The sequence below is a fragment of the Haloterrigena salina JCM 13891 genome (assembly GCF_000337495.1).
Classification (GTDB): domain Archaea; phylum Halobacteriota; class Halobacteria; order Halobacteriales; family Natrialbaceae; genus Haloterrigena; species Haloterrigena salina.
Window position 1 is genome coordinate 48,800 of record NZ_AOIS01000057.1, and the last position, 14,376, is coordinate 63,175.

Here is a 14,376-nt window from a genome sequence, read left to right on the forward strand (position 1 = left end):
GGTCGCAGTTTCGAGTCGACACACCCCTCCGATTCGAACCCGCTCGACTCCGCGCACGCCAGCAGTTCGGTCCTCTCTTCGGACGAGTACGGGTACTACCGGATAGTATCGGACGACCGGCTGCTGAACCGGCCATCTATCACTGAAAATAATCATTGAATATATGTGTCCTGACTGCTATGGCTATCGAGTATGCTGGAAGGTAACAGCTGGTGGAGTAGCGATCAGAATCGACGAGACGTGCTCAAGTACAGCGCTGCGGGTGGAACGGCCCTCGTTGCCGGCTGTCTCGGCGGGAGCAGTAGCACGGATCGGTTCCGCGTCTTCGACCCGCAGTCGAGCGGGACGCTGCCGTCGGAGCGTCACTGCAACCCCTTCAACCCGTCCCAACGCGGGACGTGGCATCCGGGGGCGCTCATCTTCGACCGCCCCGCTATCCACAGTCCGGCGAAAGACGAGGTCTATCCCCTCGTTGCAACCGACTGGGAGATGGCCGACGACACCACGCTGGAGTTCACGTTCAGCGAGGATTGGACTTGGCACAACGGCGATCAACTCATCGCCGACGACTGGGTCATGCAACTACAGATGGCGCTTGCAATCCTCGAGTACCAGGCCGAGGACGGGGAGCGACCGCACCAGTTCATCGAGTCCGCCGAGGCGCCCGACGAGCGGACGGCGCGGATCGACCTTCACGACCCGCTCTCGGGGACGGTCGCGGTTCAGAACGCTATCGCCGATTTCGTCGGCGACGAGAGCCGCGGCATCTTCACCAAACACGACGACGACCAGTGGAGCGAATGGCACCAGCGGCTCCAGGAGGCCGACGACTCCGAGATGGAGACCCTCCTCGAGGAACTCACGTCGGAGTCGTACCCCCTGCTCGAGGACGCGGTCGGGAACGGCCCGTTCCAGGTCGCCGATATCGGTGACAACGTCATGGTCTTCGAGAAGTACGAGGACCATCCGAACGCCGACAACATCAACTTCAGCGAGTACTCGATGCACCTCTACGAGAACAACAACCCGACCCAGCCGTACGCCAACGACGAGGTCGACGCCGCACACACGCAGTTCCCCGTCGAGGACGACGTCAAGAGCCAACTCCCCGAGGGACACACGCTCATCAAGGAGAGCTTCTCGACGAACAAGCTGTTCTCGTTCAACTGCGGTCACGACGTTTCTTACGACACGCCCCTCTCGAGTGCGAACGTACGCAAAGCGGTCTGTCACGTCTTCGATCGCGACCAGGTCAAACAGGTCCTCGAGGGCGTCAATCGGATGTTCGACTGGCCGTCGTGTCGCGTCCCCGGCAACGTGTTGGACAGCGGTTCTCACGAGGCCGCGGAGTGGATCCAGGACTTCACCGAGTACGGCCAGAACGACACCGAACGCGCCGCCGAACTCCTCGAACAGGAGGGATTCGAGCGCGACGGCGGCGAGTGGTACACGCCGGACGGTGACCGGTTCGAGATCGACGTCCTGGGGGGAACCAAACGGAAGGAGTTCGGCGTTCTCAAGGACAATCTAAACGAGTTCGGCATCGCGACGAACCAGGAGGAGGTCGACGACGCGACGCTCTCCGAGCGCCGGCAGAACGGCGAGTTCGACATCGTGCCCGACGGCTCCTCGGCCAACGGCGTCCGGGCGATGTGGGCGCTGGATCTGGTGCCGGGCTGGCTCCAGCAGATCACGCACTTCGATCCCGAAGCGGAGATTCCGATGCCCGTCGGCGACCCCGAGGGCTCGAGCGGGACGAAGACGATCAACGTCGAGGAGCACATCCGGGAGTGGCAGATCACCGACGACGATCAGTACCACAAGGAGCTGATGTGGTGGTGGAACCAGACGGTTCCGCAGATGGAAACGATGTATCAACCCGACGCCGGCGCCTACAACGCCGACAACTGGGAACTCGACGCGCCCGACGACATCATCGACGGGACCGAGGACGCGCTGTACCTCATCCCGAAGATGAACGAGGCGACGATGGAGTACACGGGCTGATCGGGGTCCGTCGCCCGAACCTTCGTCGCCCCATCATGATCGACGGCTCGGTTTCAGGGGTGACTCCGTCCCCGTCGTCGCGAATTCGTTCGAAGGACGCCGGACGGCAGGTCGGCCCCGGTTCCGAACGTGTCCGGATCGCTGACGGACCGCAGCGATCGAGCGCGTGATAAACTGGCTCGTCAGCCGCTGGAAACCATCTAATGGTTAATTATATATATCGCCTTCTATGACTAGGGAGTATGCCAGAGGGTAACAACTGGCGGAACAGCGGTCCTAGCCGACGAGATGTCCTGAAATACAGCGCTGTGGGGGGTACAGCTCTCGTTGCTGGATGTCTGGGTGGGAGCGGTAGCACAGATCGATTTCGAGTGTTCGACGCGGAGACGAGCGGGACGCTGCCATCGCAGCGTCACTGCAACCCCTACAAGCCGACCCAGCGCGGGACGTGGCATCCGGGGGCGCTCATCTTCGATCGGCCCGTGATGTACAGCCCGGCGGAGGACGCAGTCTATCCGCTGATCGCGACCGACTGGGAGATGGCCGACGACACCACGCTGGAGATGACGTTCAGCGAGGATTGGACCTGGCACAACGGCGACGACCTCACCGCCGAGGACTGGGTCATGCAGCTGCAGATGTCCCTCGCGATTCTCGAGTACCAGGCCGAGGACGGGGAGCGTCCGCACCAGTTCCTCGAGTCCGTCGAGGCACCCGACGAGTACACAGCGCGGATCAATCTCCACGATCCGCTCTCGGAGACAGTCGCAGTCCAGAACGCCACCGCAGGCCTCGTCGGCGACGAGGCTCGCGGGATCTTCACCAACTCCTCCGACGACCAGTGGAGCGAGTGGCACAGCCAAGTCATGGAGGCCGACGACTCCGAAATGGATTCCATCCTCGAGGAACTCACGACGGAGTCGTACCCGCTGCTCGAGGACGCGAACGGGAACGGTCCGTTCCAGGTCGCCGATATCGGGGACAACGCCATGGTCTTCGAGAAGTACGAGGACCACCCGAACGCCGACAACATCAACTTCAGCGAGTACTCGTTCCACCTCTACGAGAACAACAACCCGACGCAGCCCTACGCCAACGGCGAGGTCGACGCCGCGCACTCCCAGTTCCCCGTCGAGGACGACGTCAAGAGCCAACTTCCCGAGGGACACACGCTTATCAAGGAGAGCTTCTCGACGAACAAGCTGTTCACGTTCAACTGCGGCTACGACGTCTCCTACGACACGCCGTTCTCGAATGCGAACGTGCGCAAGGCGGTCTGTCACGTCTTCGACCGACAGCAGGTCACCCAGGTCCTCGAGGGCGTCAACCGAATGTTCGACTGGGCGCCGTGTCGCGTCCCCGGCAACGTGCTGGACAGCGGTTCCCACGACGCCGCGGACTGGGTCCAGGACTTCACCAAGTACGGCCAGAACGACACCGAACGCGCCGCCGAACTCCTCGAGGAGGAGGGCTACACGCTCGAGGATGGACAGTGGTACACGCCGGACGGCGAGGAGTTCGAGATCAATATCATGAACGGCTCCGAGCGGAAGGACTTCGGCGTTCTCAAGGACAATCTGAACGAGTTCGGTATCAAGACGAACCAGGAGCAGGTCGACGACGCGACGTTCGACGAACGCCGACAGAACGGCGAGTACGACATGATGCCCGACGGTTCGTCCGCGAACGGGATCCGCGCGCTGTGGGCGCTGGACCTCGTGCCGAACTGGGTCCAGTCGATCTCTCACTTCAACCCCGAGGCGGAAATCCCGATGCCCGTCGGCGACCCCGACGGCTCCGAGGGGACGAAGACGATCAACGTCGAGGAGCACATCCGGGAGTGGCAGGTCACCGACGACGACCAGTACCACAAGGAACTGATGTGGTGGTGGAACCAAACGGTTCCGCAGATGGAAGTGATGTTCCAGCCTGACGCCGGTGCTTACAACGCCGACAACTGGGAACTCGACGCGCCCGACGGCATCATCGACGGGACCGAGGACGCGCTGTACCTCATCCCCAAGACGGACGAGGCGAGCATGGAGTACATCGGCTAACGCCGTGTCGACGCCGACCGCGACGACGACAATAGTTCCCGCAGACCAAGATTTAAGAGCGTCTCGGCGAACTAGCCCATATGGGATTCCTTCGGTCCGTTTCGCAAGTCGTTCTCGGTGTCAATTTCCTGTTCTTGGTACTGCTCGGGTTCTCGTTTCTCTTCCTCGAGCCAGGGACGGGTCCGTACGTCGTCGCAGTACTCACGCTCATTCCCGTCGTCCTCTCGCTCGTCGCGAGCGTCGCGGTGATCTATACCGGCTGGGATCCGTTCTAGTCAGCGGTCGTGACCGGCGTTCGATCCGGCTGCCACTGGGAGTCCGATAGCTGTCGGGACGGTGGAAAATAGTCCAATCGAACAGACAATCGTTTTTTCGTACTGAGTTCCTGCCGATTCCTATCAAATTCCGATGACGATGGGAAACCTTGATAATGAATGATTCTGAATAAATACGCGTCCACTATGGTAACGATAGACTGGCGTATCAGGAGGCTCGGGCAAGCGGTGTTCACGGTGTGGGCCGTGATTACGCTCTCATTCGCATTGGTACGGATGTTGCCCGGGAACATGATGGGTGCAATGATTACCAGACTGGCCCGACAGGGTATCAACCCGGCACGGGCCCGTGAACTCGTCGAATACCGGATGACTATCGATCCCGATGCGCCGCTCTTGCCCGCGTACCTTTCCTACGTTTCGGAAACGCTGCAGGGGAATCTGGGACAGTCCGTCTTCTACAGTCGGCCAGTCGTGGACGTCCTCGCGGAGGCCCTTCCGTGGACGCTGTTCGTCCTGAGCTGGGCGGTGTTCATCAGCTTCTTTATCGGCATTTCCATCGGTGCGCTGATGGCGTACTGGGAGGGCGGAAAGCTGGACATCGGGCTGACGTCGTACGCCGTCCTGATGGGGTCGATCCCGTTCTACGTGCTCGCGATCCTCCTGTTGATCTTCCTGTCGTACCGACTGGGCTGGTTCCCCACCGGCGGTCGCCAGCCGATCGCTACCGATCCGGGATTCAATCTGACGTACATCAGCGGTATCGTCACCCACGCTGCACTACCGGTCCTCTCCATGCTCGTCGCCTCCGGCGTCGCCTCGCTGGGGATGCGCGGGAACAGTATTCGCGTCCTCGGTGAGGACTACCTCCGCGTCGCCCGTCTCCGCGGTCTCTCGGACATCACGATTTCCACCCAGTACGTCGCCCGCAACGCCGTCCTGCCGATGTACACGACGCTGCTGATCAGCATCGGCGAGATGTTCGGCGGCTCGATCGTGTTGGAGCAGGTGTTCCAGTACCGCGGGGTCGGCTGGTACATGCTGTCCGCCACCCACCAGCGCGACTACCCGCTCATGATGGGCGGATTCATGGTCATCACGGTGGCGATGGTTATCGCCCTGCTGCTGGCCGACCTGACCTACGGATACGTCGACCCGCGAGCACGGAGGTCACAATGACGCGACATTCAGAGACACCAACGGACGACGACGAACGGATGGATTTCGAGGACGCGATCGTCAGCGACTCCGAGGCGAGCGCCGACGAGCGGATCGAGACCGACGGCGGCGTCGGCACGCCCTTCGAGGTCGTCTCCGAGTACGAGGAGACGCGCCGCGACCGCTACCGCAAGCTATACGACGCGTACGTCCACGCGCCGATCTCCATCATCTGGCGCGATTGGCGCGCTCGAATCGGCTTCACGATCGTCGCGATCTACCTGTTGATGGGGACCGTCGGACCGCTATTCGTCGAGCCGACGAGCGTGACCGAAGGTCCAGCGCTCGCCGCGCCGTTCGAGACCATGGAGTACCCCCTCGGGACGGACAACCAGGGACGCGACCTGCTCTCCCAGACGGTCCACTCGACGTCGACGATTCTCAAGATGGTCCTCTCGGGTGCGGTGTTCACCGTCGGCATCGGGACGATCATCGGATCCATCGCCGGCTACAAGGGCGGCATGACCGACACGGTCCTGAGTTCGATCACCGACGTGTTCATCAACATCCCCGGCTTCCCGCTCGTGATGGTGCTGGGACTCATGTTCGACGACCAAATTCTCGGCAACCCGTTCGCGATCGGCGTGTTGCTGAGCATCGCATCGTGGGGCGGACTCGCCCGGGCGATCAGATCGCAGATGCTCACGCTCCGGGAGGAGTCGTTCGTCGAGGCCTCGCAGGCGATGGGAATCGGGACGTCGACGATCGTCTTCAAGGAGATCGTTCCGCACCTGATGCCGTTCGTGGTGATCAACCTCACGAACGCCGGTCGGAAGGTCATCTTCGAAGCGGTCGCCCTGTACTACCTCGGGATCCTCCCCTTCCAGGACCTGAACTGGGGAAGCATCCTGAACCAGGCCTACGGGGCGAACGCGCACGCCCGTCCCGACGCGATCCACTGGTTCCTGGTCCCCATGTTCGCGATCGTGTTCATCTCTGTGGGACTGACCCTGCTCGGGCAGTCCTTAGACCGTGTGTTCAACCCCCGCGTCCGGGCCCGACACGAGAAGACGACCGCCGACGTCGAGGGCGACGGCGACGGCGAAACGCAGACGCAAGATGCGATGGGTGTCTAACATGACTGTTTCCGAAACCGACTACCAACCCGAACCGAAACAAGGCGATTCGATCCTCGAGATCCGCAACGCGTCCGTCACGTTCGACATGGACCGCGGCGAATCGCGCGTTCTCGACGACGTCGACCTGGATATCGAGCGAAACGAGATCCTCGGCGTCGTCGGCGAGAGCGGCAGCGGCAAATCGATGCTCGCGTCGGCGCTGCTCGACGCGATCGTCGACCCGGGCGTCCTCTACGGGGACATCACGTACCACCCCCCGGACGGCAGCCCGATCGACATCCTCGATCTCGACAAGCAGGGGCTCAAGGAACTCCGCTGGGAGGAGATTTCGATGGTGTTCCAGGGGGCGATGAGTTCGTTCAACCCCGTCCGCAAGATCCGAACCCACTTCGTCGAGACGCTCGACGCCCACGACTACGATATCGACGAGGGGATAGAACGGACGGAGGGCATTCTCGAGGACCTGTATCTGGACCCCGATCGCGTCCTCGATTCCTACCCGCACGAGCTGTCGGGCGGGATGAAACAGCGTGCGCTCATCGCGCTCTCGCTGGTGCTCGAGCCGGAGGTGCTGGTGATGGACGAGCCGACGGCCGCGCTGGACCTGCTGATGCAGCGGTCGATCATCTCGCTGATCCAGGAGATCAAGGAGGAGTACGATCTGACGATCGTCTTCATCACCCACGACCTGCCGCTGGTCGCGGACATCGCCGATCGGATCGGCGTCCTCTACGCCTTCGAGTTCGTCGAACTCGGACCGACCGGCGAGATCCTCGAGAACGCCGCCCATCCCTACACGCGACTCCTGTTGAAATCGACGCCGAACCTCGAGGCACCGATCGAGACGATGCAGCCGGTCGAGGGGTCGGCACCGGACCCGGTGAACGTTCCGTCGGGCTGTTCGTTCCACAGGCGGTGTCCGCTGGCCACCCAGGAGTGTCGGGACGTCGATCCCGGCCCGTACGACGCCGGCGGGAGCCACGTCTCCCACTGTCACCACTGGGAGTCGGCCCGCGAGGAGATCCCGATGTCGTACGACCTCAAGGAGATCGACACCGGATCCGAGTCGGCGAAGATCGGCAAGGGAGACACGGCCTCGCGGACCGCGTCGGCCGAGCCGGTCGTCTCGCTCGACGACGTCGAGGTCCATTTCGAGAAGGAGAAGGGCTTCCTCGACATGTTCGACGAGCCCGACGTCGTCGAGGCCGTCGACGGCGTCTCGATGGATATCTACGAGAGGGACGTGGTCGTCCTCGTCGGCGAGTCCGGCTGCGGCAAGACCACGCTGGGGAAGACGGCGGTCGGGCTCCAGGAGCCGACTGGCGGCAGCGTCAACTACCGCGGTCACGACATCTGGGACGTCAAGGCGGGCGACGGCGACGGCTCGATCTCGTGGGACGAAATCCGCCGATCGCTCCAGATCGTCCACCAGGACCCTGGGAGCGCCCTGAACCCTCACCGCCGCGTCAAGGCGAGCCTCGAGGCCCCGCTCAAGCGCTGGAACGACGACCTCGACGGGAACGACCGCAAGCAGCGCATCCTGAGCCTGCTCGAGCACGTCGGGATGTCGCCGCCGGAGGACTACATCGATCGCTACCCTCACCAGCTGTCGGGCGGCGAACAACAGCGCGTCGCGCTGATCCGTGCGATGCTGATGAACCCCGACGTGATCATGGCCGACGAGCCGGTCAGCGCGCTGGACGTCTCCCTGCGCGTCGAGATGATGGACCTCATGATCCAGCTTCAGGACACGTTCAACACATCGTACCTGTTCGTCTCCCACGACCTCTCGAACGCGCGGTACATCGCCGAGAAGACCGGCGGTCGGATCGGCGTCGTCTACCTCGGCCGGCTGGTCGAGATCGGCCCGCCGGACGAGATCATCCACAACCCCCAGCACCCCTACACGAAGGCGCTGTGCTGGGCGACGCCGGAACTCGGCGCCGACAACGACGACGACGAGTCGCCGATCCGCGAGATCGACATTCCCGACCCGACGAACCCGCCGAGCGGCTGTCGCTACCACACGCGCTGTGCCAAGGCCCGCGAGGTCTGTCGGCAACAGGACCCGGGGGCGTTCGACATTCCCGACGACGACTTACACGAGGCCGCGTGTTTCCGCGTCCTGGACGACCACGAGTACTGGGACAGCGAGTCGATCACCGAGGAGGACGAACTGGTCGCACAGGGCGACGACTGACCGCTGTCGGACGGTCTCGGCTCGAGAATAGCCGTCCACCGTTCGATCGACCTTTTCGTTCTGCGCCGGTTTTCGCGCCGATTCACTGACCGAGAGGAGCCGCTCCTCGCCTCGTCTCGCCTCAGATCGACGGCCCGACGCGCGTGATCGCAAAGGACGTTACGCCGTGGCGCTCCGAACGCGTCGGCTCGCCGTCGAGGACCCCTCGCAGCGTCGCCAGCAGTTCGCCGGGCGTCGTTTCGCCGGCGAACGCGTCGAGATCGTCGCGCAGCGCCGCATACGTGTCGCGATCGCCGGTGACCGTGAGCACCGGAACGATCGGGTGGCCGGTGGGGATCCCGTCGGCGGTGACGTGGATCACGACCTGCGCGCCGGCGGCGGCCAGCGCCGTGGCCGCCTCGTCGAACGCCGACGGCGCGTCGACCAGTGCGACGCCGGTCTCGTGGGCGGCCCGCTCTCCGTACTCGAGGACGTCCCGAACGGGTCGGTCGCCCCAGAGCCGTCTCACCCGCTCCGGCGTCGCGTCCGCGGCGCGCTTTCGCGTCGCGGTGACAGCCGCCGGCGAGTCGTACGCGCGGTCGGTTACGCCGTCGAAGCGCTCCCGCGCGTCGGCCGTGGCGACCCGCTCCCGAACGGCGCCGACATGGGCGTGGATCCGTTCGTTGCCCGCGACCAGGGCGCGGCCCCCGGCGTCGACGATCCGCTCGACGACGCGGCCGACGAGCGGGTCCGCCGACTCCAGCGACGAGGGCCGACAGTCGCTGCTGACGACGCCGATCGTCGCCGCCTCGAGACCGACCCGCTCGCGCTCCGTCTCGGCCTGCGCCCTGAGGGCCGTCGCGCGACCGATCCCCGCCTCGCGACACGCGTCGGTACCGCCCTCGCGCTGGATCGCGATCTCCTCGACCGGAACCCCCCGGTCGGCGATCGATCCGGCGAGGCGGTCGCTCTGGACCGTCTCGCAGCCGAGTCCGACGGCGAGCGCGCCGGCGACGTTCGGATTCGCCGCCACACCGACCAGCGTCCGCTCGGTCCGCTCGCTGTCGTCGCCCAGTTGCCCGCAGCCGTGGTCGTGGGGCGCGCTCACGGCGCCGGGAACCGCGTCGGCGATCCGGTCGGCGACCGTGTGCGAGCAGATGACCGACGGTACCACCAGTACGCGGTTCCGGACGCCGACGCCGTCGCGGTCCCGATCGTAGACCTCGAATCCGGTTCCCGCGCCGGGTTCGGTCGCCGCGGCGTTCCCGGTCGCCGAGTCCGTCTCCGCGTCGGCGTCGCGCTCTCGAGTCACGCCGATCCCTCCGCCAGATCGCCGCGGCCGCGGTTGCTCTCGCAGTTGTGGGTGTGCACCCACTCGCCCGGCTCGATCCGCTCGGTGGCGCTACCGATGACCTCTCCGTACTTGGCGATCGGCTCGCCGGCGTCGATCGCCGTCACGGCGAGCTTGTGGCCGAACGCGATCGGTTCGGCGACCTCGAGGACCGTTCGATCGTCCGGCAAGTCCTCGGTTTCGATAGTGCGGCCGGCCTCGAGGTCGGTGATTGCCGTCGCAACGGTGTCGCCGTCGGCCAGCAGCACCGCCGCGTCGTCGAGCACGACGCCCTTCACGTCGGATCACCCAGCGACGCCAGCTCCCGCGGCTGGAGTTCGTTGATCGCGAACTCGGCCATCCCGCGACGTTCGGCCTCGGTTCGGGTGCCGTCGGCGACCGACAGCAGCGTCTCGTAGACGCGCTCGCCGACGGCCTCGACCGACTCGCCGTCCAGGACCGTGCTGGCGTCGACGTCCATGTTGGTCGCCATTCGATCCGACGTCTGGGGGTTGCCGGTGACCTTGATCACCGGCGCGATCGGGTTCCCGGTCGTGCTGCCGCGGCCGGTGGTGAAGGCGATCACCTGCGCGCCGCCGGCGACCTTGCCGACGACGCTCTCGACGTCGTAGCCGGGCGTGTCCATCACGACCAGTCCGCCGCCGACTGGAAGCGGATCGGCGTAGTCGACGACGTCGCGGATCGGCGTCGTGCCGCCCTTCGCGATTGCGCCCAGGCTCTTCTCCTCGATGGTCGTCAGCCCGCCCTCCTGGTTGCCCGGCGTCGGCTGGGTCCCCCTGAGGTCGACGCCCATCAGGTCGGCGACGGACTCGCGCCTGTCGACGCACTCCAGGAGTCGCTCGCGGACCGATTCGTCGACGCAGCGCTCCGCGAGGACGTGCTCGGCGCCGATGAACTCCGGCGTCTCGCTGAAGCAGCTCGTTCCGCCGGCCTCGACGAGCCGGTCGCAGGCGTTTCCCACCGCGGGGTTGGCCGCGATCCCGCTGGTGGCGTCGCTGCCGCCGCACTCGACGCCGAAGACGAGTTCGCTCGCGTCCGCGCTCTCGAGGCGAGCGCGCGCTGCCTCCTCGAGGAGCGCGTCGACGGCCTCGCGGCCGCGGTCGATGGCCGCGCGCGTGCCGCCGGCGTCGCGAATCGACAGCGTCTCGACCGGCGTGTCGCCCGCCGCGATTTCGTCGGCGATCGCCGATGCGCCGGCGGCCTCGGTTCCCAGTTCGACCACGAGCGCGCCGCCGACGTTCGGGTTGCGGCCGATTCCGGCGAGCACTCGTTCGGTGCGTCTGCGAGCCGGCTCCGGCTGCTCGGTTCCCATCTGGTGGGGCGTCGCCGTCACGCGCGGTCCGCCGTCGGCCGCGATCCGATCGGCGACCGCACTCGCCGCGACCGACGTCGGCAGGACGGCGACCCGGTTTCGGACGCCGATCCGTCCGTCGGCACGTCTGTACCCGGAAAACGTTTCCATACGCGTTCTTCCAGCGGAATCGGCATTATTCTTCTGCCGAGCGTCCGACGGCCCGTCCCGGCGCTCGCTCCGAGAGGCTGACGGCTATCGTCCGTCGCCGAGCAATTGGCGATTTCGAGGGTGCTGTGAAGGCTCGTTCCGCCGTCCTCGACCGAAACCAGTCGCGAAAGATCGGCTTTAGGCGATGGATTTATATTATTCGCAATACATCGAAATGCTATGTCATTGCCAGCCGAGCAGGTACGGAGCCGTCTCCGTGGCGTTGCTGTCGGTCTGTTGACGCCGTTTGACGACGACCTCGAGATCGAACACGAGAAAATCGCGGAAAACGCACAGGAGCTGTACGACGAGGGGATCCGGACGTTTCTGGCGACCGCGAACATCAGCGAGTACCACTCGCTGTCGGCGAGTGAGCGCGTCGACGTCGCCGAGACAAGCGTCGAGGCGCTCCCGTCGGACGCCTGCGTCCTCGCAGGCGTCGGCGGCAGCACGCACAACGCCATGGAACTGATTGAGGCGTACGATCGCATCGACGTCGACGCGATGATGATCATGCCGCCGGACCACACATATCTCCACGAACAGGGGCTGCTGGAGTACTATCGCGACCTTGCGTCCGTGACGGAGTCGCCGCTCGTCCCCTACGTCCGCGGCTTCGATCCGTCCGTCGACTATCTCACCAGCCTCACCCGCGTCGACGGTGTCGTCGGGATCAAGTACGCGCTGAAGGATCCGGTCAAGCTCGGCGCAGCCGTCGAGGCCGGCGCCGACGACGTCGTCTGGGTCGACGGTCTCGCGGAACCCTACGCCGTCTCGTACTGGGCGGAGGGCGCCGAGGGCTTCTCCGCGGGCGTCAGCAACTTCCGCCCAGAGATCGGACTCGAACTGTTCGACGCGCTCTCCGAGGGCGACTGGGAGCGCGCCTGCGAACTCCGGAACATCTGTCTGCCCTTCCAGAACTTCCGGGACGAAACCGGGCAGGACAACGCGATCGCCGGCGCGATCAGCGTCTCGGCGGTCAAGAAAGGGCTCGAACTCGCCGGCCTCCACGGCGGTAACGTCCGCGAACCGATCCGCACGCTCCAGCCTGAAGAGGAGCGGAAGGCCGAACGGCTCTACAACCAACTCGAGGACGACATCGAATCCCTCATCAACTAACTCGAGATCCCCGAAGCGAACAGCGGTTGGTAGTACCGCATTTCCAAGCGCCTCCATTTCGCAGCTAACAGAGTCGTTCACCGGACGAGTATGAGTCGCTCCCACGGCATTCGGGATCGATCATCAGTAGTTAGTTCCGTAGAAGGGAACAAATTCTGTCGCGATTGACACGCCCGGTTCCATCCGGACTCACACGATGATGGCCGCACGACCCACCGGTCGCCGCCGAAGAGAGCCACTATTCCTCGTCTCCGGCGACGTATCCGCAGAACTGGCCGGTAGCTGCCGTCTCGAGCCGACGAGTTCGATGCGTCGATGGTCACCACTTCTGATTCGAGACAGCGTCTTCGGCAACTTGAATTCGCGTATCGGGAATCCGCAGTATTAGGCCCTCTTCGTGCAGTTACCGCGCGTATCGCCGTCGAGAAATTCCACACGAGAGCTCGATTCGACCTCGATTCGGGTCGTTTGCCACCAACTCGCATATTCCCACCTCCACTTTTGACAACAGTACGAGTGTAATTGTTCCCGGTGTGAGAACCCATCACGACCCCGGTTCGTAACGACTCTCCCCGGTAACTCGTCGAGAACTACCTGACGACGTCGAATCGAGCGAAGAAACCGATGCGAACGGGCCCGGAACGGTCCACTGGGGCTGATGGCGTTTCGACCGACGCGATGAACGGTTGGAACTCGCGGAACTCGAACCCGTTATCGCCGACCACCGGTGCGTTGATGCTCATCCGACGGCGGTCTCGAGGCCGCTCCGTACTCGTTTCGTCTACTTGGCTGGTTCGACGGGCTCTCGGGAGGGGTGTGTCGAGCGCCGTTATGGGGGCGATCGCACGGATTTATCACCGAACCGGTCAACGGTGACCGTGCATGAAGGAGTACACGGTCAATCGAACGACGGTCGACGTTCCCCTTGCTGGAACGGTTTCCGGGACGCCCTGGGCGGACGCGGCTGCGTTCCGCATCGACAAATTCTCCTGGCACGACGGCGGGCCGAAACCCCTCACGACGGGGCGGGCTCTCTACGACGACCGAGCGATCTATCTGCAGTATCAAGTCGAGGACACCGACATCGCCGCCTCGGTGACCGAACTCAACGGCCCGACCTACCGAGACAGTTCGGTCGAGTTCTTCGCCGATCCGACCCCGGACGACGACTCGCGGTACTTCAACTTCGAGCCCAACTGCTGTGGTCAGTTCAAACTCGCCTGGCAGGAACGCGACTGGGAAGCGCGCGGAATCGGCCGCAATCTCGTCTCGAGCGACGTCGCCGCGACCGTCGACGTGGAGACGTCCGTTCCCGGCCCGACGAAAGATCCCCAGCCGGACGACAAGGAGTGGTGGCTCGCCGCCGCTATCCCTTTCGACACGCTCGAGGCGCTCACCGGCGTGACCCTCGCGCCGACTTCGGGGACAGAGTGGCGCGGAAACTTCTACCGGAGTGGCGTCCCGACCGCACAGAAGGCGACGTGGAACCCGATCGCAAAACCGGAGCCGGACTACCACTCGCCGGAGTACTTCGGTCGGATTCGATTCGAGTAGCGGCGTCGATGGCTCGAGCGCACCGCTGCGGTTGTG

The 14,376-nt window shown here is 64.5% G+C and carries 11 protein-coding genes; 8 read left to right on the forward strand and 3 right to left on the reverse strand.

Features of this window, described 5'->3' with window-relative positions; translation table 11 throughout:
* Nucleotides 1-192 precede the first annotated feature (192 nt).
* The 6 genes from C477_RS16635 (at nucleotide 193) to C477_RS16660 (ending at nucleotide 8,836) form a co-directional block, all read left to right on the forward strand.
* Entirely contained in the window at nucleotides 193-2,007 is a 1,815-nt protein-coding gene (locus C477_RS16635; RefSeq protein WP_008895693.1) for an ABC transporter substrate-binding protein, read from the forward strand.
* Nucleotides 2,008-2,249: 242 nt separating this feature from the next.
* Nucleotides 2,250-4,064, forward strand: a complete 1,815-nt coding sequence (locus C477_RS16640) for an ABC transporter substrate-binding protein (RefSeq protein ID WP_049914618.1) — start codon at nucleotides 2,250-2,252, stop codon at nucleotides 4,062-4,064.
* An 80-nt stretch (nucleotides 4,065-4,144) separates the two neighbouring features.
* Nucleotides 4,145-4,339: a hypothetical protein gene (locus C477_RS16645; protein WP_008895695.1), complete on the forward strand. Its 195-nt coding sequence runs from the start codon at nucleotides 4,145-4,147 to the stop codon at nucleotides 4,337-4,339.
* A 186-nt stretch (nucleotides 4,340-4,525) separates the two neighbouring features.
* On the forward strand, nucleotides 4,526-5,518 hold the full coding sequence (locus C477_RS16650; RefSeq protein WP_193366270.1) for an ABC transporter permease: 993 nt from the start codon (nucleotides 4,526-4,528) through the stop codon (nucleotides 5,516-5,518).
* Nucleotides 5,515-6,633, forward strand: coding sequence for an ABC transporter permease (locus C477_RS16655; protein WP_008895697.1), 1,119 nt, complete (start codon nucleotides 5,515-5,517; stop codon nucleotides 6,631-6,633). Before C477_RS16650 ends, C477_RS16655 begins: the two co-directional genes overlap by 4 nt.
* A gap of 1 nt (nucleotide 6,634) precedes the next feature.
* Complete coding sequence (locus C477_RS16660; RefSeq protein ID WP_008895698.1) at nucleotides 6,635-8,836, forward strand: ABC transporter ATP-binding protein; 2,202 nt, start codon at nucleotides 6,635-6,637, stop codon at nucleotides 8,834-8,836.
* A 121-nt stretch (nucleotides 8,837-8,957) separates the two neighbouring features.
* On the opposite strand, the gene C477_RS16665 is transcribed toward C477_RS16660, so the two are convergent.
* The 3 genes from C477_RS16665 to C477_RS16675 are packed head-to-tail and all read right to left on the reverse strand — an operon-like array spanning nucleotide 8,958 to nucleotide 11,628.
* Nucleotides 8,958-10,127 carry a UxaA family hydrolase gene (locus C477_RS16665; protein WP_008895699.1) on the reverse strand — a complete coding sequence of 390 codons (1,170 nt, stop codon included), beginning with the start codon at nucleotides 10,125-10,127 and terminating at the stop codon, nucleotides 8,958-8,960.
* Nucleotides 10,124-10,444, reverse strand: a complete 321-nt coding sequence (locus C477_RS16670) for a UxaA family hydrolase (protein WP_008895700.1) — start codon at nucleotides 10,442-10,444, stop codon at nucleotides 10,124-10,126. Before C477_RS16670 ends, C477_RS16665 begins: the two co-directional genes overlap by 4 nt.
* Nucleotides 10,441-11,628, reverse strand: coding sequence for a UxaA family hydrolase (locus C477_RS16675; RefSeq protein WP_008895701.1), 1,188 nt, complete (start codon nucleotides 11,626-11,628; stop codon nucleotides 10,441-10,443). Before C477_RS16675 ends, C477_RS16670 begins: the two co-directional genes overlap by 4 nt.
* Before the next feature lie 219 nt (nucleotides 11,629-11,847).
* Between C477_RS16675 and C477_RS16680 the strand changes: the two genes are divergently transcribed.
* Both C477_RS16680 and C477_RS16685 read left to right on the forward strand, forming a co-directional pair.
* The gene (locus tag C477_RS16680; protein WP_049914619.1) at nucleotides 11,848-12,786 is read left to right on the forward strand and encodes a dihydrodipicolinate synthase family protein; all 939 of its coding nucleotides are present in this window, start codon (nucleotides 11,848-11,850) and stop codon (nucleotides 12,784-12,786) included.
* Nucleotides 12,787-13,668: 882 nt separating this feature from the next.
* Nucleotides 13,669-14,340 (forward strand): carbohydrate-binding family 9-like protein, encoded by a 672-nt coding sequence (locus tag C477_RS16685; RefSeq protein WP_008895703.1) that lies wholly within the window; start codon nucleotides 13,669-13,671, stop codon nucleotides 14,338-14,340.
* Nucleotides 14,341-14,376: the final 36 nt, after the last annotated feature.